Here is an 18,931-nt window from a genome sequence, read left to right on the forward strand (position 1 = left end):
TGTTCCCTTTCACAATAACTAACTGATCGTTCTGAATTCTATTTAACCTAATAACTAAACGATCAGTCAAGAATAATCTGATAAACTATGACGGTTTGAATCAGTTATATCGGGAAGTACCAGCACACATGGCACGTAAAGCAAATTTTGACAGGCAGGAAAAGTTACTGATTGCAATGGAGTTATTCTGGAAAAAAGGGTATGCAAATACCTCTGTTTCTGAGTTGGTGGAGGCGTTGAACATTAACCGCTTCAGCCTTTACAACACCTACGGAGACAAACAACAACTCTATTATGAAGCGCTGGAAACCTATCTCAATCACGTTTCTTTCCCTTTAGCAAAGCCGCTGGCAAAAGAAGATGCGGATTTAGACACGCTGGCTGATTTCCTGAAAAAGTTTGCGAAACGCCAGCGGGAAAAAACATGTGGATGCTTCGTCCAAAATGCACTGGTTGAGCACGCCGGAGAAGATCATCAGGTCCTGCGCAAGGGCCACTTTATTTTTGATTACATGCTGGAGATTTTCACCCACGCACTGGAAAATGCCAAACGTCAGTCGCAGATTTCACCGGACACCAACGTGCACCAGCTAGCCAGATTACTGCTGAATCATATTCAGGGCATGCGGGTGCTGGGCAAAGCGAAACGCTATGATGATTTAGATGATGCGGTGGCATGTTTGCTGGGGTTGCTCAATGGGTACAGAGTAGAGAAACATTAGTATGAATTATATACAAACTAAAAAGGTCCGTTGGTTTACCAGCCTCGTCGATGTACTGGGCTGGCTTGAAATTAAAGCGGAAGATTACGACTGGCATTTCTCGGATGTAGATGGTGGTTGGGAAACACTGAGCGATCCTTCATGGGTAACAGGCGAAGAATTAGCCAGGAATTTGGCGGATTTTGATTATCAGTTCATATGGTCGGTTATATCGGTCTTTCCCAAAGGTACCAAACCTTTCACCAGTGAAGAACCTTACGCTAATGGTAACCCTGAGTTCTGGTCGGGAAAACCCGAAAAACAGTTGAGTGATTCATTATTTGAAATTGTGTGTTGGGACAGCAGTGCAACATTGTTTATCGGATTGCCTCCTGAGCTTGAGAAAAAATTGCTCAAAAATGCCCCGGGTATTAAAGACTTAAACAAGCAAAATGAGCAGCGTCGGCGTTAGTACATACAAAACTCATCCTTCACCAAAGCTCAATAAATCACCAAACCAAGAAAACTATTCAGGGATGAATGGTCAGGCTTTTCAGCACAGGGACGTGCTTAAAAGCCGGTTCTGGACAACACGCACAAAAGCCAAATAAAAAGATTTTCTGGTTCGTCTTTCATCTTTGAAAGATGAACTGGTTTGTTATACAGATTTATGTCAATGTAACTAAAGCTTTTATGGCTTTATCCCGTGTAAGTAGACGGGAATTAACCTTCACGCTCGAGAATGACTTGTTAAAAATCTGAACAGTCATGCTATTTTCTTGGAAAGTTAGCCCAAGCCCCCAGACATCCCCAGATTTTGGGCGATTATCCATTAATTCAGTGGTTATTAGCTTAGAAACTTTGTTTAAGGGTTCGAGGACAAAATAATCAGGAACAATCCTTATGCACAAGTATGCCTCTGAAGTTAACCGCTCAATATTTACTTTACGCACATCAAACCAATAACCACCTGATTGATTTTTTGCAACTGCCGGAGATAGTAAACTAATCCGATCTTTATGAAAAACAGTGGTATTTGAGTATTTTTTAAATCCAAGAGCCTGTAATACATCCAAATTGTGATCTCTTGTTACGCGGCTATCTACCATGCTACTACTTCCGAAAATTGTCCCAGGGAGGGCTACAGACCAACGCAAATCAACTTTGCTATCCCCACCATGTTTTTTTAAAGGCGAAAAATGCTCCAATATAAATCAATTAAATATTACTGATTAACATTGGCTCCATATACGCTTATGAACAGCTTCAATACAAAAATTTACGTGGATTGTGACTAGCTATAGTCCAAAATAATTCTTCACCCAATTTCACTCTAAGTTCTGTCGACAGACGTTTCTCTGAATACTTCTCACTTTCTACCATATAGAAATCAGAACCAAATAATACATGCGATAAAATTTCCTTATCTTGAAGTAAAATTTTTAAGTATGATGAATTTTCTTGAAAATTAAATATTGTATATGAGATATCGGTGTATAAATTTGGATAATTTCTACTTTGTATCATATCAACAATTTTTTTAACCCAAGTAGGATAGCTGATATCTCTCGGTTCATCTAAGTGTCTCTTCCATTCAGAGATCCCTCCAAAATGAGCAAGACAAACCTTTAATTTGGGAAAGACTTCCATAATTTCTTTATAGTTATCGGGATCAGCAAAAGAATGAGCAACTTCTTTTTTATATTTTTTTGAATTAACGGAGCCAGGAGAACAATGAGCTAACAATGGAATATTATTCTCAGACATATACGGGTAAATATATTCCATCAAAATGGGGTGATCAGGCCTGTACCCTAAGGTCGGATAGATTTTTACACCTTTAAATCCATTTTCTTCAATTAATGATTTCAGCCTATCTAACGCCAATGGCCTTCTTGGATCTATATGGGCAAAAGGAATTAATATATCTTTATATATTTCTGATTTAGCAAGCTTGGCTAATTCCTTATGCTGTTGATCTATATCTTCTTCTACTTCCCCTGCCCCCATATAAGCCATATCCATCGGTAAAATGATAAATTTTGTTTTTTGGGGATAATACCCCATCAAATTCAATAAATTATCTTCCTGTGTTTCTCTGTAAGCAGCTTTTATAAATGCTGAATATCTATGCATTTTGTCATTTTTTGTCCAAGGGATGATTACTTTCATAATCCCTCGCAATACCCAGCGCAGTGGCTTTATTCTTGCGGCTGGAACTAGAAATAAAGGGAAATATCTATTAGGAATATGTTTATGAGTAAACAAATGGTTATGGCAGTTATATATGATTTTATCATCCATACTTTGTCCCCTTTTTTAGATAATAAAAACATCCAGGAACAGTCACCGCCAACAAGTCCCCACCCAGAGCAAAATTCCGGACGAATTTTGAAGCTGTCTGAGCAGGATATGAGCACAAACCCACTCAAGTAAAACCACCAAAACTAATCCATCAACACCGTATATGCTAAACGTAGTATAAAGTGGTCAAAATTCAACTCAGAAAATGTTGTGAAGTCCAATCTGTATTCCAACTCAAAGCATTAAAACAAGCGCCACACTTCTCCTTCACCAAAGCTAAATAAATCACCAAACAAAGAAAACCATTCAGGGATGAATGGTTAGGCTTTTCAGCACAGGGACGTGCTTAAAAGCCGGTTCTGGACAACACGCGCAAAAGCCAAATAAAAAAGATTTTCTGGTTCGTCTTTCATCTTTGAAAGATGAACTGGTGCGCTATCGACATTGCCCATGAAACCGGTGAACGATTTAGCGCATCATATCAACCGCCGCTGGCGTGATTCTGCCCTGTATGCATTCCCACCAAAAACCATAAACCTGCATGAAACTCATAGACTTTTTCCGCCCGCCCCGCCACACTATGGGGATGATTGACCAGCAGATTTGATTCACCCAACCATGAAGACATCACTCGACCACCTTCCCGAAAGAAAGCAGCATGAGCTGGCGCAGATTTCAGCCATTCTCCGCAATACGCTGGATGAATATCTCGTCGGGAAGCAAGGGAGTAAATCCGGGTTTCAGATTCATAAAATCATTCTGTTTGGCAGCCATGCCAAAGGCGGCTGGGTCAGTGATATTCCCAATGGTTATGTCTCCGATTACGATGTTCTGGTGATCGTGAACAAAGATGCGCTGGTCGATGAGGATATTGTCTGGCGCAAAGCGGAAGAGCAGATCGAGCGCAAAGTCAAAAGCGCCCCGCTGGGGTTAATTGTGCATACCCTAAATGAAGTCAATGAGCAGCTTCAGAAAGGCCACTATTTTTTTAAAGATATCCGCGAGCAAGGGATTTTGCTGTTCGATGCAAATAAGAAGGCACTGGCTGAGCCGGGAGATTTGACGGATGAAGAGCGGCTTGAGATTGCGCAGGGGCATTATAATCATTGGTTCCAAAGTGCAAAAGAATTTCAAGAGTTCTTTGAGCTTGCAATTACAAAAGGCTACATCAATAAAGCCGCTTTTGAACTTCATCAGGCTACCGAGCGCTTTTATGCCTGTACCCTGCTTACTCTGACAAATTACCTGCCTAAAACTCATAATCTCGAAAAACTGAAAAAGTATTGTGCGGATCAGGATTTGGCTTTTGCGGATATTTTTCCGATGGATGATAAATTTCACCGGCGGAGTTTTCGTCGCTTACAGCGGGCTTATATTGATGCACGATATTCAATGCATTATGAGATTACTGAGGAAGAGCTTCGGTATCTGGCTGGTGAGGTGGAGAAGTTGAAGGAGCTGGTTGAACGGGTTTGTTTGGTGCGATTGCAGGGGTGAGCGACCTATCGTTCCCACGCTCCCGCGTGGGAATGCATACTGCAGCTGAATCGCACTTCATCAATATCTATTTCCCGACAAGCCGGTTCTATTCGCATCCTGCTCAGAGAACCTGAAAATTTGTCCATGAATTTTCGCCCTTGGATTGGAATTTTCTTTTGGAAATGTCTGTCTCTCAATTTTCTCGTTCCCATATAGGATGATAAACAATCTTAAATCAGAGAAATACAGAATAATAAACAGTCTCCAATCTCGACATTATTACTTGTGGATACTTATCTAATTTGGTTGTCATGAGTTTTCTTTTGCATGTCTTGCTATATTTTCAATGCCATCAACAACGGATTTTATCTTTGAATAATTTTCAAAATACCGAACGTTGCAATCTGCTACCCTCTTGTGAATTGAAGTGCAATAATCAAAAGCTTCTTTGTCACCAAGCTCAAGTGAACTACTTAACTCTTTATATATGTCACTCAGCTCTTTCTTAATCTGTTGAATATTACGAAGGTGCATCATATACAAATTGTAGGCTTGTTGGAACCCATGACTACCAATATACGGGGAGTCCAAAAGGTCAAAATCATTGCGCCTTGCCATAACTTCCTGTGTTTGGTGGATAACTATCTCAAGAGCATCCTTTGTTTCATCAACGCAAGTTTTAAAATATAAACGCTTGTCTTTATATTCTTTCTTTTCATCAAGCTTGAATAGCCTCATGTAATTGAAAAAAGTCAGCACCAACGCAGCAACTGAAATTATTACACTAAAATATTCCATAGTTCTTACCGAGGAAATAAATCAAGTATTTTTCACACTTCATAAAATCTGACAAAAATCTGGGAACAGGCACCATATAACTCCCAATAAACCCCACCCCCAGGGCAAAATTCAGGACGAATTTTGAGGTTGTCTGAGCAGGATGCGAATACAACCGTCCCGGCCAACACCAAAGCACCCAAAGGCTCTTTCTGGTTCCTCTTTGAGCCAGCAAAGAGGAACTGGTGCACAATCACCGATGCCAAATAAAACGGCGAACGAAACAGCGCATCATACAGCCTCACTCAAATAAAACGCCAAAACTAACCCGTCAATAGACTTATGCTAAACGTAGTATAAAGTGGTCAAAATTCAACTCAGGAAATGTTGTGAAGTCCGGTATGCATTCCCACGCGGAGCATGGGAACGAGCGCATTAATACCAAATCTTCCGGGGACAGGCATCATATAACACCCAAGAAATCCCCCACCCCAGGGCAAAATTCACGACGAATTTTGAGGTTGTCTGAGCAGGATGCGAATACAACCGTCCCGGCCAACACCAAAGCACCCAAAGGCGCTTTCTGGTTTGGCTTTGAGCCAGCAAAGAGGGACTGGTGCGCGTTCACCGATGCCAAATAAAACGGCGAACGAAACAGCGCATCATACAGCCGCATTTAAATAAAACGCCAAAACTAACCCGTCAACATACTTATGCTAAACGTAGTATAAAGTGGTCAAAATTCAACTCAGGAAATGTGGTGAAGTCCGGTATGCATTCCCACGCGGAGCATGGGAACGAACACAAACACTGACCTTAAAAAGTAAAAAAGCCCGGAAGAGTGGGCTTTTGAGCGTCGTAATTCACTCTTTTTTGTTTAGTTTTGGGCGCTCGACAATGTAGGCGTACAGAGCAATGAGGGGAAATATGACAAAGGCATGCTCTCCCAGACTATGCCAGAATATATATGCTGCAATCGCAGCAACAACCGAAAATAATATTAATAAAATTCGATCCTTTATCCAGCTTCGCATTAGTGTGTCCTTAGTGCTGGTTGTTTTAAAGCCTCATCAGCCGCCCACGCAGGGAAACCAAGCTCCCGGAACGCTTTCTATAGTTCTGCCCGGCTGCATGACGTCGCTCTGGTTGTTGCCATAAGAGCCGAACCAATGATTACACCGGCGTAGCCCGCCGCAGTGATACCGGCGACAGTTGTCCCTGCTGCTCTTCCTGCAATCGTAGCAATTGGCATATCCGCGGCTTTTGTCATCAGAGACGTTTCTATGCTTGCGAGCGCACCAGACATTGTTGTTACACTGCCAAACACAGTTTTTGGGGTAGGAACTCCCATTGAATCCATATACGTCTCAATGTTATACGTAAACGTGTCTATATCAAATCGACAAATAGCCATTTTGTTGATATTACTCCTCATGATATGCACTATATTGCGCAATTATTACTTAAAAACTGGCAGTAAACAAGTCGTAAAATAAACAGTCTCTCACGAACGGATTTCACGGAAAGCTTCATAAATATTCCGGCGGTAACCTTCCGGGAACAGGCACCATACGCCCCCCAAGAAATCCCCACCCCAAGGGCAAAATTCAGGACGAATTTTGAGGTTGTCTGAGCAGGATGCGAATACAACCGTCCCGGCCAACACCAAAGAACCCAAAGGCTCTTTCTGGTTCCTCTTTGAGCCAGCAAAGAGGAACTGGTGCGCGTTCACCGATACCAAATAAAGCGACGAAATAAACGGCGCATCATACAGCCTCACTCAAATAAAACGCCAAAACTAACCAGTCAACACACTTATGCTAAACGTAGTATAAAGTGGTCAAAATTCAACTCAGGAAATGTGGTGAAGTCCGGTATGCATTCCCACGCGGAGCATGGGAACGAGGAAAAACGATGAACTAATAAGCGCATCAAACCACACCATAATCAACAAAAATCCGCCACCTAACTTAAATGAAACGCCTCCATAAACATCGATTTCACCTCATCTTCCGACGGCTTCACTTTGCAATTACCTTCGATACTTTTTACGGTCACAGCTTTCGCGGTATACTTCAGCACTTCCGCCTGGGTCAGCACTTCCGCCGCCCCAAGCAGCTGATTTAATAATGCTTTGAACTGACCCAGTTCCGTCATACCGAGTGCTGAAAGAATATCTGTAATTAATTGCGGCTCGCTTTCCTGCACCACTGCCATATATTCAGCCAGCAACAAACCATTCGCCCGGCCATGATCAATATCTTTAAAATAAGTGAGAGAATACCCCATGGCATGCACCGCCGTGGTGCCGGTTTGCGCGATTACCATTCCGGCGAGCATAGCGCATTGCATCAAATCATTTCTCACGCGCTCATCAAGCACGGATGCATCGTTCCGGGCAACCGCTTCACACATCAAAGGGGCTGCTTTGACAAAAAAACGGATACTTTCTTTTGCCAGTGCGTCGGAGACAAGTGAAGCACGGATGCTTAACATCCCTTCAATGGCATGCGACAGCGCATCAACAGCCGTATTCACCGTGGTTGTGACCGGTAAGCCCAACATATATCTGGCGTCAACAAACGCTACTTTCGGGAAAATAATGTCTGACACGATACTTGTTTTCGTTTCAGCAGCATCGTTGGTCAGGATAGAATATTGCGTAACTTCAGAACCCGTCCCGGCAGTCGTAGGGACAGCGATGACAGGTAAAACATCCTCCGAATACTGACCATTAAACAGATCGGCTTCTGCAACATCCTGCTTTGCCAGTAACGCCATCGCTTTGGCCGCATCCATGGGGGAACCACCACCGATCGCCACGATAAAATCAACCTGATTTGCTTTTGCAAACGCCGCACCTTCATACGTACAGGCAACCGTAGGATTTGCCATCACCTGATCAAAAACAACGTATTCAATCCCCTGCTTTTCCAGCGCTGCAACCACATCGTCCTGCGATCCGTTTTTCTTCGCTGAAGATCGCCCGGTCACCAGCATCGCTTTGTTGCCGAATGATTTCAGTACATGGCTATTTTCAATAATACAATGATTGCCGGAAAACACTTTCGTTGGCATATGATATGTGTAATTCATATTTTTCTCTTTATTATGTACGTTTTTCCCGCTTTACAAAATTTCCCCAGCCCGGCTCACCGACAAAATCACCATGATCGTAAACTAAACGGCCACGGGAATAGGTTTGTTCCGGATACCCTTTTAACTGAATGCCTTCCCAGATCGTATGATCATAATCGGAATGCATGTTATCGACGGAAATTGTAAAATTGGCCTGCGGATCATAAATCACAATATCCGCATCTTTACCCACTGCGATACTGCCTTTATCCGCACAACCAAAAATTCTGGCCGGATTGGTCGAACACAATTCAACCGCCTGATTAAACGAGATTTTCCCTTCATTGGCCGCTGATAACATATAAGGATAAAGATTTTCTACCCCGGCACATCCGTTGGGGATTTTAGTGAAATCATCTTTGCCCCAGTCTTTTTCAAATGACTGGAATGGACAGTGATCCGTTGCCACCACATCAATATCGCCATTTTTGATTGCTTTCCACAATGCATCCTGGCTTTCCTGACCTTTCATCGGCGGGGAGCAGACAAAATTCCGGCCATCTTCCCGTTTATAAACATCACAGGTAAACTCCAGATATTGCGGGCAGGTTTCAATGAAAATATCAGGGTTTTCTTTTTTGGCTTCAATCGCCGCTTCAAGCCCTTCTTCATCGGCCATATGCACCAGATACAGCGGCGCGTTGAGATGTTTGGCCCAGTGTACCGCCCGCTTATCCGCTTCCGCCTCAACATACTCCGGACGACTCAGATAGTGATACCAGGCAGAGGTTTTTCCTTCCGCTAAAAACCGCTCTGTATTGTAATCAATCAAATCGGGATTCTCGGCATGGAGATTAATCATCGCACCCACTTCTTTCGCTTTCAGCAGCAATTGTACGAAGGTGCCGTCATCAACCATCATGCCTTCTTTTTTATACACAAAGAAACATTTAAAACTGGTAATTCCCGATTCAACCGCCGAACCCATCTCCTCTAAGATCGCCCCGTCATTTAAATCGGTAATAATGCAGTGATACGCGTAGTCAACACAGGCTTCCTGTTCACAAATCGCTTTTTTAGAATCGATCACCTCTTTGATGGTCATGCCTTTACGCTGCATCGGGTAATCAAAAACCGTGGTTACACCGCCACAGGCCGCCGCACGGGTACCTGCCAGATAACTGTCGGCTGAAGTCGTTCCGCCAAATGGCATCGCCAGATGGGTATGTACATCAATTGCGCCCGGTAACACCAGTTTATCCGCGGCATCAACCACGGTTGCGCCCTCAGCCTCAAGGCTCATCCCAATCGCGACAATTTTACCGCCGGCAATCCCCACATCAGCTTTGACTGTCTCGCCAGCGTTAACCACTGTGCCGTTTTTAATAATCAAGTCCATATGATTTCCTTACTCTACTCTGCATCGGCTTTTAAGACGGCATTTAACAAAACTGTCGCACCGGAAGTACAATGCTCAGGTGAAGAGTACTCCAGTTCGCAGTGCGATAAGCCATCTTTTGACTGAACAAAAATCATGGTTGAGGGCAGCATATAGGCGACAAACTGGGCATCATGTCCGGCCCCCGAATGGAGCACCTGATGAGACACACCCGTTTCTTCAGCCGCAGCTTTCACAAAGCTCACTAAAGTATCATTCCAGTACACCGTGTCCCGGTTCCACATTTTATCCACCTGACAGCTGCACCCTGCCCACGACTTTTCCGCACAGGATTTCACAATGGCTAATACCTGCCCTAACACCTCTGCACTTTCATGGCGTACATCGATACAAAAATCGACTTCATCCGGCACGCAGGTATGAACATTGGGATGGCATTCGATTTCGCCGGTTGTATACACCAAATCTGAATAACCCAGTTCGTCGATTTCATCATGTAAATAACACAACGCCTGTGAAGCCGCATATAAAGCATCACGACGTTTCGGCATCGGGAAAGTCCCGGCATGCACCGTTTGTCCGTAAAATCTCAGGCGGTAGTTGAACATCCCTAAGACACAGTCAACCACCCCAATATCATTACCGGCATCTTCCAGTATCGGCCCTTGTTCAATATGAATTTCAAACATGCATTTATAGGTGTCCGGTGAGAGTCTGTTTGCAGCATCGCCTTTAAAACCAGAGGCTTCCAGCGCCTGACCGAAGGTTGTCTGCTTATCGAGCACACTTTTTGACTGCATCATGTCGTCGTATTGAAACTTACCTTTCACATCTTCGGGTAAATAGTCATAACAAACGATACCGGAGACCATCATTGCCGGCGGATAAAGCGAACCTTCTTCATTGGTCCAAATCATCGCCGTGAGCGGATGTTTATGCGGAATGTTTTGTTCAGCCACTGTCTCTAACACTTCCATTGCAGACATCACGCCTAAAATGCCATCGTAGTTGCCGCCATTTTTAACCGAGTCTGAGTGCGAGCCCATGACGATGCGCTTCGCTTCGGGATCGGAACCCGGCAGCGTGGCGTATACATTCGCTACATCATCGATTTCAATCGTCGCGCCAATCGCTTCCATGCGTTTAATAAATTCGTTTCTTGCCAGCACATCCTCTGGCGACAGGGTATAGCGGGTGATGCCACCATGTCCGGCATCGCCAAACTGACTAAACGTGGATATTTTATCGGTCATTCTTTCTAAGCTACATTTATACATCTTTTTATCCTTTTAATTCCCTTTATAAAATGCCATCAGCTACAGCAAACTCACCCTGACTGACCATCTCCTGCCAGCTTTTCACTACATTCGTTGTGGAAACATCTTTCATTGAAATACAGTCACGCGGGCACACCAGAGAACACAAATTACAGCCTTTACATGTATCGGTATTAATCGCCGGAATCGGGTCGCCTGTTCGGGATTTTTTATCTGTTAATCCGATGGACTGATAAGCACCATCATTACAGGCGGTATAACACTTGCCACAGCCGGTACACCGGCTTTCATTGATTGAGGCGACGACCTTATAGTTCATATCCAGCTCGGCCCAGTCTTTATAATGTGACAATGCCCTGCCACGCAGCTCACTGACACTCTGCATGCCTTTCGAATCCAGATATTGGGACAAGCCGGTGATCATACCTTCAACAATCCCGAAACCATGGTGCATGACGGCAGTACACACCTGAACAGTCGTGCTGCCGAGTGCAATAAATTCGGCACAATCCTTCCAGTTGCCAATCCCGCCGATTCCGGAGATCGGTAAATTAAACCAGTCGGTCCGGCCAAGAGAAGCCAGCATATGCAGCGCGATAGGTTTAACCGCGGTGCCGCAGTAGCCACCATTGGTTGCGCCATTCCGGCCTTTGGGATACGGAATAAAATCATCCAGATCGACACCAATAATCGACTTAATGGTATTGATTAAAGCCACCCCATCTGCCCGGCCATCCACCGCAACTTTCCCCTGATCACGAATATCGGCGACATTTGGCGTGAGTTTCATCAGGACAGGTAAATGGGTTGTATCTCTCACCCATTGCATGATCTCTGCTGCAACTTCCGGCTCCTGCCCAATCGCAGAACCCATCCCTCTTTCACACATGCCATGAGGACAACTGAAATTCAGCTCAAAACCATCCACACCGGTATCTTCTATGCGGTGAATCAGTTCAACCCATTCGTCTCTGTTTCCGGCCATAATCGAGGCAATGAGCGCATGTTCGGGGTATTTTCTTTTCACTTCAGCCATTTCTTTGAGGTTAATACTTAACCCGCGGTCAGAAATAAGCTCAATATTATTTAAACCGATAATCTTGCCTTTACCTGCTTTTAAAGCGGCATAGCGGCTATGTAGATTTTTCACCGGATTTCCGACCGCTTTCCAGACAGCGCCCCCCCATCCGGCCTCAAAGGCTCTCATTATTTGTGCACCGGTGTTTGTTGGTGGTGCAGACGCCAGCCAAAACGGATTCGGGCTTTGAATGCCACTGAATTCTGTTTTTAAATCTGCCATATATTTATGCTCCCTGTCGTTCGACGGTATACCCAGGCGATCTGAAGATGCATCATTCTGGTTGCCCGGGTAAAAAGTCCTTTTATTTCTTATGGTTATTATTGTTCATGCTCTTTGTTTTTTAAAACAGTTGAACTGTACTCAACAGAAACCGATCCGGAAAAAATAAAACGGACAGGCAAAGTATCCGTTTCAGTTTTTTCCGGATGTGAATCAGATGAGTACATCGACCTGATGCAAAATTTCATCCATCTTGAGCATTTCTTCAGAAAGCTGTTCATCATCAATGATCAATGCAGGCGCAACAATCAGTACATTTTCATGGGAATAGGTCATAAATTTTTTGTCCTTCAGCATCCCCACGATTTGCTTCATGATTCCCTGCGGGTCTTTTCCATAAGGCACCAGTGGCTCACGCGTCGCTTTATCTTTGACCAGCTCAATGGCCGCAAACAGGCCGATGTAGCGAACATCCCCCACGCAAGGGTGTTTTGTTTTAAGCGATTCAAGAATTTCACCAAGCGACAGGCCGATCTGGCTGACATGGTCGAGAATCCCGGCATCCCGATAGTAATTCACGGTTGCCAGACCCGCTGCACAGCCAAGCGGATGACCACTGTAAGTCAGACCGCAGGAAAGCACATTTTCATCGAAATAATCCGCAATCTCCTGACTGACAGCCACGCCACCCAGCGGGACATAACCGCAGGTCACACCTTTGGCAAAGGTGACGATGTCCGGCTTCACCTTAAAATGTTCAAAAGCGAACATCTTTCCGGTTCTTCCCCACCCGGTCATCACTTCATCACAGATCATCAGAATGCCAAATTCATCACAGAGCGCACGAACCCCCGGCAGGTAACCTTCCGGCGGGATAATCACCCCATTCGAGCCGGTGATTGTTTCCATCACAATCGCCGCAATATTGTTTGGGCCTTCATAAAGGATCTGCTCTCTTAACTTAGCCAGATAATAGGCTGTCGCCTGTGTTTCTGACTCAAAATCAATGGATTCCCGATACATATAAGGATCGAAAAATTTGATAAATCCAGGCGCACCCGGTTCCAGTGCATAACGGCGTGGCTCCCCGGTTAAATTCCCCGCACCAAAAGAGGAGCCGTGATAACTGCGATAGCGGCTGAAGACCTTAAATTTGCCTGAAAACATCCGGGCGATTTTGACTGCATTTTCATTCGCATCGGCACCCGCATTGGTGAAAAATACTTTGCCCATGTTATCAGGCATCAGATTGATAATTTTTTCGGCAAGCGCAGCCCGCGGCTCTGATCCCAGCGAAGGTGAGAGAAAACAGTATTGATCGACCTGATCTTTAATCGCCTGATTAATCACGGGATTCGCAAACCCCAGATTCAGATTCACCAGCTGAGAAGACATATCGGTATAGCGATTTCCATCATAGTCCCAAAAATAAATGCCTTCCGCCTTTGCAACCGGAATCGGATCGCTTCCTTTCTGAGCACTCCAGGACTGTAAACTATATTTTTTTTGAGTTGCTTTTATTTCGCTTCCATTCATTGTGTATCGCCTTCTTGGATATGGCTTAACTACCTTGATAACCTGAGCACTTTGCTCAGGGCGGGTGGAGGAGATAAACCTTCAATTCGTCATGGTTATTAATTGAATATCCACTGTAAGCATTTCTCATTGTTTGATAAATTAACATTTATCTAACTAAACATGACGGTTTATGAAACAATGAAAGCTTTACTTGGACAGTTGTCCGATATGGATATCAGGTTGCTGCGGGTGTTTATCGCTGTTGTTGAAAGTGGTGGTGTGAGTGCTGCGGAGATGGAACTGAACATCAGTCGCTCGACAATCAGCCGTCATTTAAAGAGTCTCGAAGCCCGGCTGGGTATCGTACTTTGTCACCGGGGCAGAGCGGGTTTTTCTCTGACCAGTGAAGGAGAACACATTTACGCTTCCGCTGTGCGTTTGCTCATTTCAATGGAAGATTTCCGGCAAGATGTGAACGATCTTCATCAAAGCATCAAAGGCCAGCTGGTCATTGCCATGTTCGATATGACCGTGACCAACCCGGCATGCAGGGTCAATGAAGCGATTGATAGTTATATAAAAAAATTCCCGGACATCTCAATTGAAATCCATGTTGTGCCGGTCAATGAAATTGAAAAAGGCGTGATAGACGGGCGTTATCATATTGGTATCATTTCCCCGGTTCGCCGCTCGGCGAGTTTAAGATATATTCCGTTATTCGGAGAAAAAATGAACCTGTATTGTGGAGAAGGACATCCTCTCTTTGACACCAGCGGTTCGGTGAGCACACAAAAAATTATGGCACAACGCTATGCGGGACTGACGTTCAGCAGTCCCAACATGGAACATGGAAACGCACTCGGACTGATCAAAAACGCAGCGGCAAGTAATCAGGAAGGCATTGCTACGTTAATCCTTTCCGGTCAGTATATCGGTTTTTTGCCGGAACACTTTGTCCGGCGCATGGAGCCTGACGGACGATTCCAAAAGCTGGAGAATGCAAAATTCAGTTATGATTGTGAGTTTACCGCGATCCACCGAAAATCCCCCAAACCGACACGGGTTGTTCAACAATTCATTGAAGCTTTATCTCAGGTCAAAGAGCGCTGAAGGCGCCCTTTATTTTGACATTCCTGTCACCTCTTCAGGAATCAGATCTCAGATAGATGATTCAGTCAAATCTGACCTCATTACAATTGTTGCACTAATTGTAATGTTTAGTTGGATAAATGTTAATTTATCCAACATTCATCCTCCCTTAAAGTAGATCAATCAACCCAATGTCATTTACCATTGCATAAACAAGGAATGTCATATGTCTGAGACAGTGAAGGATGATAGATCCAGTCAACTCAAACAGATTGGAAATTTTTATGAACTCGAAATCGGTCAGGATCTGACTGAAAGCCCCTACTACAACGACGATCTTGCCCCGACAAAAGTGGCAGAGCGAACCTGGGGAAAATGGAACATCGCCGCGCTGTGGGTCGGTATGTCCATCTGTGTGCCAACTTATACGCTGGGAGGGGTGCTCACCGCTTACTTTGGACTGTCGGTCACCGAAGCGCTGTTCACCATTCTCATTGCCAATCTTGTTGTTTTAATCCCACTCACACTGAATGCATTTTCGGGCACGAAGTACGGCTTACCGTTTCCGATCATCCTGCGTTCATCCTTCGGGATTAAGGGGTCGAATGTTCCCTGTTTAATCCGGGGGTTCGTGGCATGCGGCTGGTTTGGCATTCAGACTATGTTTGGCGGGTTAGCCATTCACTTATTTCTGTCTGAAATATCAACATCCTGGGCAAGCTTAGGCGGTCAGGGAGAAGTGTTTGGTTTCTTCATTTTCTGGCTGCTGAATATTGGCGTGGTGCTGAAAGGTTCAGAATCAATCAGGTGGCTGGAAACGCTGTCTGCACCATTACTGTTAGTCGTCGGGCTGGGTCTGTTAGTGTGGGCGAGTGACAAAGTCTCTTACACTGAATTACTGGCAACCCCGGCGAACCGCCCGATTGGGGATGGCATCGCCAAATACTTCTTTTCCGGGCTGACAGCGATGGTTGGCTTTTGGGCCACGTTGTCACTCAATATTCCTGACTTCAGCCGTTATGCAAAATCACAGAAGGATCAGGTCGTCGGGCAGATTATCGGGCTTCCCATCACCATGTTTTTGTTCGCCGCCCTTGGCGTGGTGTTAACCGCAGCGTCAACAACGATGTTCGGTAAAACGATTTCAGATCCCATCACTCTGATCGGGCAAATCCAAAGTCCGTTTTTAGTTTCGGTTGCGATGATTTTCATTGTGATTGCAACCTTATCAACCAACACTGCGGCCAATGTCGTCTCCCCTACCAATGATTTCCAGAATGTCGCGCCCAAATACATCAATCATACCAAAGGCGTTCTGCTCACCGGGGTGATTGGCCTGCTGCTGATGAGCTGGGAACTGCTGAAGAAAATGGGCTGGATTCAGTCAGATGTGAGTGTTGAAGCGTTTATTTCCAATTGGTTACTTGGCTATTCATGTTTACTGGGACCAATCGCCGGTATCATGATTGTCGATTATTTCTTTGTGAAGAAGCAGTCCCTGAATGTACCCGCCCTTTATCTGGAAAATGCATATCCTGCGGTAAACCGTGCTGGTTTTATCGCATTCTTTGTGCCGGTCATCTTTACCTCGATGACGCTCTCACTGAATGTGATGCCCTGGGTTTATAACTACGGCTGGTTTACAGGGGCCTTCTCCGGCGCGGTGTTATATTTCGTTGCATCTCATTTCCAGTCGCAGCCAGTATTTGATGCGGGTTTGGAAAAAGCCTGATTGTCAGGTAATTATTCCGGGACTCTCCACCTTCTGCTGTCAATTACCACGCTTTTTGCGTGGTAATTGGTACGAGAGAACATCCCCGCAGAAAACCACAAACACGTATGAAACTCATAGACTTTTTCCGCCCGCCCCGCCACACTATGGGGATGATTGACCAGCAGATTTGATTCAACCAGCATGAAGACATCACTCGACCACCTTCCCGAAAGAAAGCAGCATGAGCTGGCGCAGATTTCAGCCATTCTCCGCAATACGCTGGATGAATATCTCGTCGGGAAGCAAGGGAGTAAATCCGGGTTTCAGATTCATAAAATCATTCTGTTTGGCAGCCATGCCAAAGGCGGCTGGGTCAGTGATATTCCCAATGGTTATGTCTCCGATTACGATGTTCTGGTGATCGTGAACAAAGATGCGCTGGTCGATGAGGATATTGTCTGGCGCAAAGCGGAAGAGCAGATCGAGCGCAAAGTCAAAAGCGCTCCGCTGGGGTTAATTGTGCATACCTTAAATGAAGTTAATGAACAGCTTCAGAAAGGCCACTATTTTTTTAAAGATATCCGTGAGCAAGGGATTTTGCTGTTCGATGCGAATAAGAAGGCACTGGCTGAGCCGGGAGATTTGACGGATGCAGAGCGGCTTGAGATTGCACAGGGGCATTTTGACTATTGGTTTGAAAGTGCACAACGGTTTATCTATTTCTTCGAACAATCCCTATCTGACAGAAAATGGTTCAATGAAGCAGCTTTCAATCTGCATCAGGCAACGGAACGCTTCTATACCTGTTTATTACTAACTCTCACCAACTACCGTCCTAAAACCCACAATGTCGAGAAATTGAAACATTATTGTGCCGAGCAAGATCCTGACTTTGCAGATATTTTTCCGATGGATGATAAATTTCACCGGCGGAGTTTTCGCCGCTTACAGCGGGCTTATATTGATGCGCGGTATTCGATGCATTATGAGATTACAGAGGAAGAGCTTCGTTATCTGGCTGGTGAGGTGGAGAAGCTGAAGGAGCTGGTTGAACGGGTTTGTTTGGTGCGATTGCAGCAGTAAATTTACCTCTCGTTCCCACGCTCCTGCGTGGGAATGTGTACTGAGGGTGAAGACCATCATCCCTATTAATTCAATGACTTTTATATGCTTTTACCTTATCCCAGAAAAACAATACATCAGCAAACTTCCCAGAAGAAGTTGAAAAGTACATCTTATCAAGAGCAATACAGGTTTTTGGCGAAAGAATACTTGCTGCTTTCAGTAAGCACCCAGTGTAGGCATGGTTGTATGGGAATCGTTTATGAACATTCAGACCTGCCAATATTGGATTCATAGCACACCATATCGATACTAATTTCGGATATTCATCAGAGAGTATTTTTAATTTCTTGATAATATCTTCATTTAGAAGATCTTTTTCATCAATACATTCAACTTCAGAATGAAGGACATCTCTAACTTTTTGATTTTCATTAGCATTTTGTTCAAGAAACCGATCTAATTCTAATATGTAGAAATCAAAATCTTTTTTGCAACCTAGAATAAAGGACTGATCATAGTGGTATTTATCTATTTTTTGCTGCGATTTCACCTGAAATGCCAGCACAACAAATGCCAACAAAGCAATAATTGGTGAATAAATGCCACCGAAAGCACTTCCCATTTCTGACCAGTATTTATGTTCGCTCCAAATTCCAAAACCAAACTTGAAAATATATAAACCTATCGGCAGAAACAAAATAACTAACAAAACGACATTAATTATAATTTTCATCTTGTTGTTTTTCATGTTAGTTCCCTAAAGCATAACTGTTGTTCTTCAGCACTTTGCTGGCGGTGTAACTCAATTTCAATGTGCTGGCATAATACAACTCCCAAGAAACCCTAACCCCAGGGCAAAATTCACGACGAATTTTGAGGTTGTCTGAGCAGGATGCGAATACAACCGTCCCGGCCAGCACTAAAGAACCCAAAGGCTCTTTCTGGTTCCTCTTTGAGCCAGCAAAGAGGAACTGGTGCGCGTTCACCGATGCCAAATAAAACGGCGAACGAAACAGCGCATCATACAGCCTCACTTAAATAAAACGCCAAAACTAACCCGTCAACATACTTATACTAAACGTAGTATAAAGTGGTCAAAATTCAACTCAGGAAATGTTGTAAAGTCCGGTATGCATTCCCACGCGGAGCATGGGAACGAGCGCAAAGCTATTTCACGAATACTTAAAGCTGTTTTTTTATTCATAATCAACCCAGATAAAATAATCTGGA

General features: G+C 44.3%; 18 protein-coding genes. 7 read left to right on the top strand and 11 right to left on the bottom strand.

From position 1 onward, the window contains the following. The first annotated feature begins 128 nt into the window (after nt 1-128). Entirely contained in the window at nt 129-722 is a 594-nt protein-coding gene (locus OCV29_RS10015) for a TetR/AcrR family transcriptional regulator (protein ID WP_073603958.1), read from the top strand. Between the two features lies 1 nt (nt 723). Beyond that, nucleotides 724-1,173, top strand: coding sequence for a hypothetical protein (locus tag OCV29_RS10020; RefSeq protein WP_073603957.1), 450 nt, complete (start codon nt 724-726; stop codon nt 1,171-1,173). A gap of 196 nt (nt 1,174-1,369) precedes the next feature. Here the strand turns inward: OCV29_RS10020 and OCV29_RS10025 are convergent, their stop codons facing one another. The 3 genes from OCV29_RS10025 to OCV29_RS10035 form a co-directional block, all read right to left on the bottom strand. Next, the gene (locus OCV29_RS10025) at nt 1,370-1,909 is read right to left on the bottom strand and encodes a hypothetical protein (protein ID WP_245796858.1); all 540 of its coding nucleotides are present in this window, start codon (nt 1,907-1,909) and stop codon (nt 1,370-1,372) included. 58 nt (nt 1,910-1,967) lie between these two features. Next, a complete protein-coding gene (locus OCV29_RS10030) occupies nt 1,968-3,005 on the bottom strand; it encodes an amidohydrolase family protein (protein ID WP_073603955.1) in 1,038 nt (345 codons plus the stop codon). Nucleotides 3,006-3,486: 481 nt separating this feature from the next. Next, nucleotides 3,487-3,633: a hypothetical protein gene (locus OCV29_RS10035; protein ID WP_175561542.1), complete on the bottom strand. Its 147-nt coding sequence runs from the start codon at nt 3,631-3,633 to the stop codon at nt 3,487-3,489. On the opposite strand from OCV29_RS10035, the gene OCV29_RS10040 reads away from it, so the two are divergent. Beyond that, nucleotides 3,624-4,502, top strand: a complete 879-nt coding sequence (locus tag OCV29_RS10040) for a HEPN domain-containing protein (RefSeq protein ID WP_261887315.1) — start codon at nt 3,624-3,626, stop codon at nt 4,500-4,502. The two genes, OCV29_RS10035 and OCV29_RS10040, sit on opposite strands and share 10 nt — an antisense overlap. Nucleotides 4,503-4,793: 291 nt before the next feature. On the opposite strand, the gene OCV29_RS10045 is transcribed toward OCV29_RS10040, so the two are convergent. After that, nucleotides 4,794-5,282, bottom strand: a complete 489-nt coding sequence (locus OCV29_RS10045) for a hypothetical protein (RefSeq protein ID WP_073606104.1) — start codon at nt 5,280-5,282, stop codon at nt 4,794-4,796. Between the two features lie 513 nt (nt 5,283-5,795). On the opposite strand from OCV29_RS10045, the gene OCV29_RS10050 reads away from it, so the two are divergent. After that, on the top strand, nt 5,796-5,945 hold the full coding sequence (locus tag OCV29_RS10050; protein ID WP_175561614.1) for a hypothetical protein: 150 nt from the start codon (nt 5,796-5,798) through the stop codon (nt 5,943-5,945). Between the two features lie 427 nt (nt 5,946-6,372). On the opposite strand, the gene OCV29_RS10055 is transcribed toward OCV29_RS10050, so the two are convergent. From OCV29_RS10055 to OCV29_RS10080, 6 genes are all read right to left on the bottom strand, one after another. After that, complete coding sequence (locus OCV29_RS10055; protein ID WP_073606107.1) at nt 6,373-6,675, bottom strand: hypothetical protein; 303 nt, start codon at nt 6,673-6,675, stop codon at nt 6,373-6,375. A 551-nt stretch (nt 6,676-7,226) separates the two neighbouring features. Beyond that, nucleotides 7,227-8,357, bottom strand: coding sequence for an iron-containing alcohol dehydrogenase family protein (locus OCV29_RS10060; RefSeq protein WP_073606108.1), 1,131 nt, complete (start codon nt 8,355-8,357; stop codon nt 7,227-7,229). Nucleotides 8,358-8,370: 13 nt separating this feature from the next. Continuing rightward, nucleotides 8,371-9,738: a dihydropyrimidinase gene (hydA, locus tag OCV29_RS10065; protein WP_073606109.1), complete on the bottom strand. Its 1,368-nt coding sequence runs from the start codon at nt 9,736-9,738 to the stop codon at nt 8,371-8,373. 14 nt (nt 9,739-9,752) lie between these two features. Then, on the bottom strand, nt 9,753-11,015 hold the full coding sequence (locus OCV29_RS10070; protein WP_073606110.1) for a Zn-dependent hydrolase: 1,263 nt from the start codon (nt 11,013-11,015) through the stop codon (nt 9,753-9,755). A gap of 22 nt (nt 11,016-11,037) precedes the next feature. Continuing rightward, nucleotides 11,038-12,315 (bottom strand): NAD-dependent dihydropyrimidine dehydrogenase subunit PreA, encoded by a 1,278-nt coding sequence (preA, locus tag OCV29_RS10075; RefSeq protein ID WP_261887316.1) that lies wholly within the window; start codon nt 12,313-12,315, stop codon nt 11,038-11,040. Nucleotides 12,316-12,528: 213 nt separating this feature from the next. After that, the gene (locus OCV29_RS10080; protein WP_073606112.1) at nt 12,529-13,851 is read right to left on the bottom strand and encodes an aminotransferase class III-fold pyridoxal phosphate-dependent enzyme; all 1,323 of its coding nucleotides are present in this window, start codon (nt 13,849-13,851) and stop codon (nt 12,529-12,531) included. Nucleotides 13,852-14,031: 180 nt separating this feature from the next. On the opposite strand from OCV29_RS10080, the gene OCV29_RS10085 reads away from it, so the two are divergent. The 3 genes from OCV29_RS10085 (at nt 14,032) to OCV29_RS10095 (ending at nt 17,719) form a co-directional block, all read left to right on the top strand. Then, the gene (locus OCV29_RS10085) at nt 14,032-14,943 is read left to right on the top strand and encodes a LysR family transcriptional regulator (RefSeq protein ID WP_073606113.1); all 912 of its coding nucleotides are present in this window, start codon (nt 14,032-14,034) and stop codon (nt 14,941-14,943) included. Nucleotides 14,944-15,148: 205 nt separating this feature from the next. Then, nucleotides 15,149-16,654, top strand: a complete 1,506-nt coding sequence (locus OCV29_RS10090; protein ID WP_073606114.1) for an NCS1 family nucleobase:cation symporter-1 — start codon at nt 15,149-15,151, stop codon at nt 16,652-16,654. Nucleotides 16,655-16,810: 156 nt separating this feature from the next. Continuing rightward, on the top strand, nt 16,811-17,719 hold the full coding sequence (locus OCV29_RS10095; protein ID WP_261887317.1) for a HEPN domain-containing protein: 909 nt from the start codon (nt 16,811-16,813) through the stop codon (nt 17,717-17,719). A gap of 70 nt (nt 17,720-17,789) precedes the next feature. Here OCV29_RS10095 and OCV29_RS10100 read toward each other — a convergent pair whose 3' ends face one another. Next, complete coding sequence (locus tag OCV29_RS10100) at nt 17,790-18,449, bottom strand: hypothetical protein (protein ID WP_139281585.1); 660 nt, start codon at nt 18,447-18,449, stop codon at nt 17,790-17,792. Nucleotides 18,450-18,931: the final 482 nt, after the last annotated feature.

The organism is Vibrio aerogenes, from assembly GCF_024346755.1.
Classification (GTDB): Bacteria; Pseudomonadota; Gammaproteobacteria; order Enterobacterales; family Vibrionaceae; genus Vibrio; species Vibrio aerogenes.

What these genes read in the sequence shown, in the direction of transcription:
- OCV29_RS10060 (WP_073606108.1), bottom strand. Translation starts at nt 8,357, where the DNA reads ATGAATTACACATATCATATGCCAACGAAAGTGTTTTCCGGCAATCAT.
- OCV29_RS10100 (WP_139281585.1), bottom strand. Translation starts at nt 18,449, where the DNA reads ATGAAAAACAACAAGATGAAAATTATAATTAATGTCGTTTTGTTAGTT.
- OCV29_RS10055 (WP_073606107.1), bottom strand. Translation starts at nt 6,675, where the DNA reads ATGGCTATTTGTCGATTTGATATAGACACGTTTACGTATAACATTGAG.
- OCV29_RS10080 (WP_073606112.1), bottom strand. Translation starts at nt 13,851, where the DNA reads ATGAATGGAAGCGAAATAAAAGCAACTCAAAAAAAATATAGTTTACAG.
- preA (WP_261887316.1), bottom strand. Translation starts at nt 12,315, where the DNA reads ATGGCAGATTTAAAAACAGAATTCAGTGGCATTCAAAGCCCGAATCCG.
- OCV29_RS10050 (WP_175561614.1), top strand. Translation starts at nt 5,796, where the DNA reads ATGCGAATACAACCGTCCCGGCCAACACCAAAGCACCCAAAGGCGCTT.
- OCV29_RS10015 (WP_073603958.1), top strand. Translation starts at nt 129, where the DNA reads ATGGCACGTAAAGCAAATTTTGACAGGCAGGAAAAGTTACTGATTGCA.
- OCV29_RS10040 (WP_261887315.1), top strand. Translation starts at nt 3,624, where the DNA reads ATGAAGACATCACTCGACCACCTTCCCGAAAGAAAGCAGCATGAGCTG.
- OCV29_RS10035 (WP_175561542.1), bottom strand. Translation starts at nt 3,633, where the DNA reads ATGTCTTCATGGTTGGGTGAATCAAATCTGCTGGTCAATCATCCCCAT.
- OCV29_RS10030 (WP_073603955.1), bottom strand. Translation starts at nt 3,005, where the DNA reads ATGGATGATAAAATCATATATAACTGCCATAACCATTTGTTTACTCAT.
- OCV29_RS10020 (WP_073603957.1), top strand. Translation starts at nt 724, where the DNA reads ATGAATTATATACAAACTAAAAAGGTCCGTTGGTTTACCAGCCTCGTC.
- OCV29_RS10090 (WP_073606114.1), top strand. Translation starts at nt 15,149, where the DNA reads ATGTCTGAGACAGTGAAGGATGATAGATCCAGTCAACTCAAACAGATT.
- OCV29_RS10070 (WP_073606110.1), bottom strand. Translation starts at nt 11,015, where the DNA reads ATGTATAAATGTAGCTTAGAAAGAATGACCGATAAAATATCCACGTTT.
- OCV29_RS10045 (WP_073606104.1), bottom strand. Translation starts at nt 5,282, where the DNA reads ATGGAATATTTTAGTGTAATAATTTCAGTTGCTGCGTTGGTGCTGACT.
- hydA (WP_073606109.1), bottom strand. Translation starts at nt 9,738, where the DNA reads ATGGACTTGATTATTAAAAACGGCACAGTGGTTAACGCTGGCGAGACA.
- OCV29_RS10085 (WP_073606113.1), top strand. Translation starts at nt 14,032, where the DNA reads ATGAAAGCTTTACTTGGACAGTTGTCCGATATGGATATCAGGTTGCTG.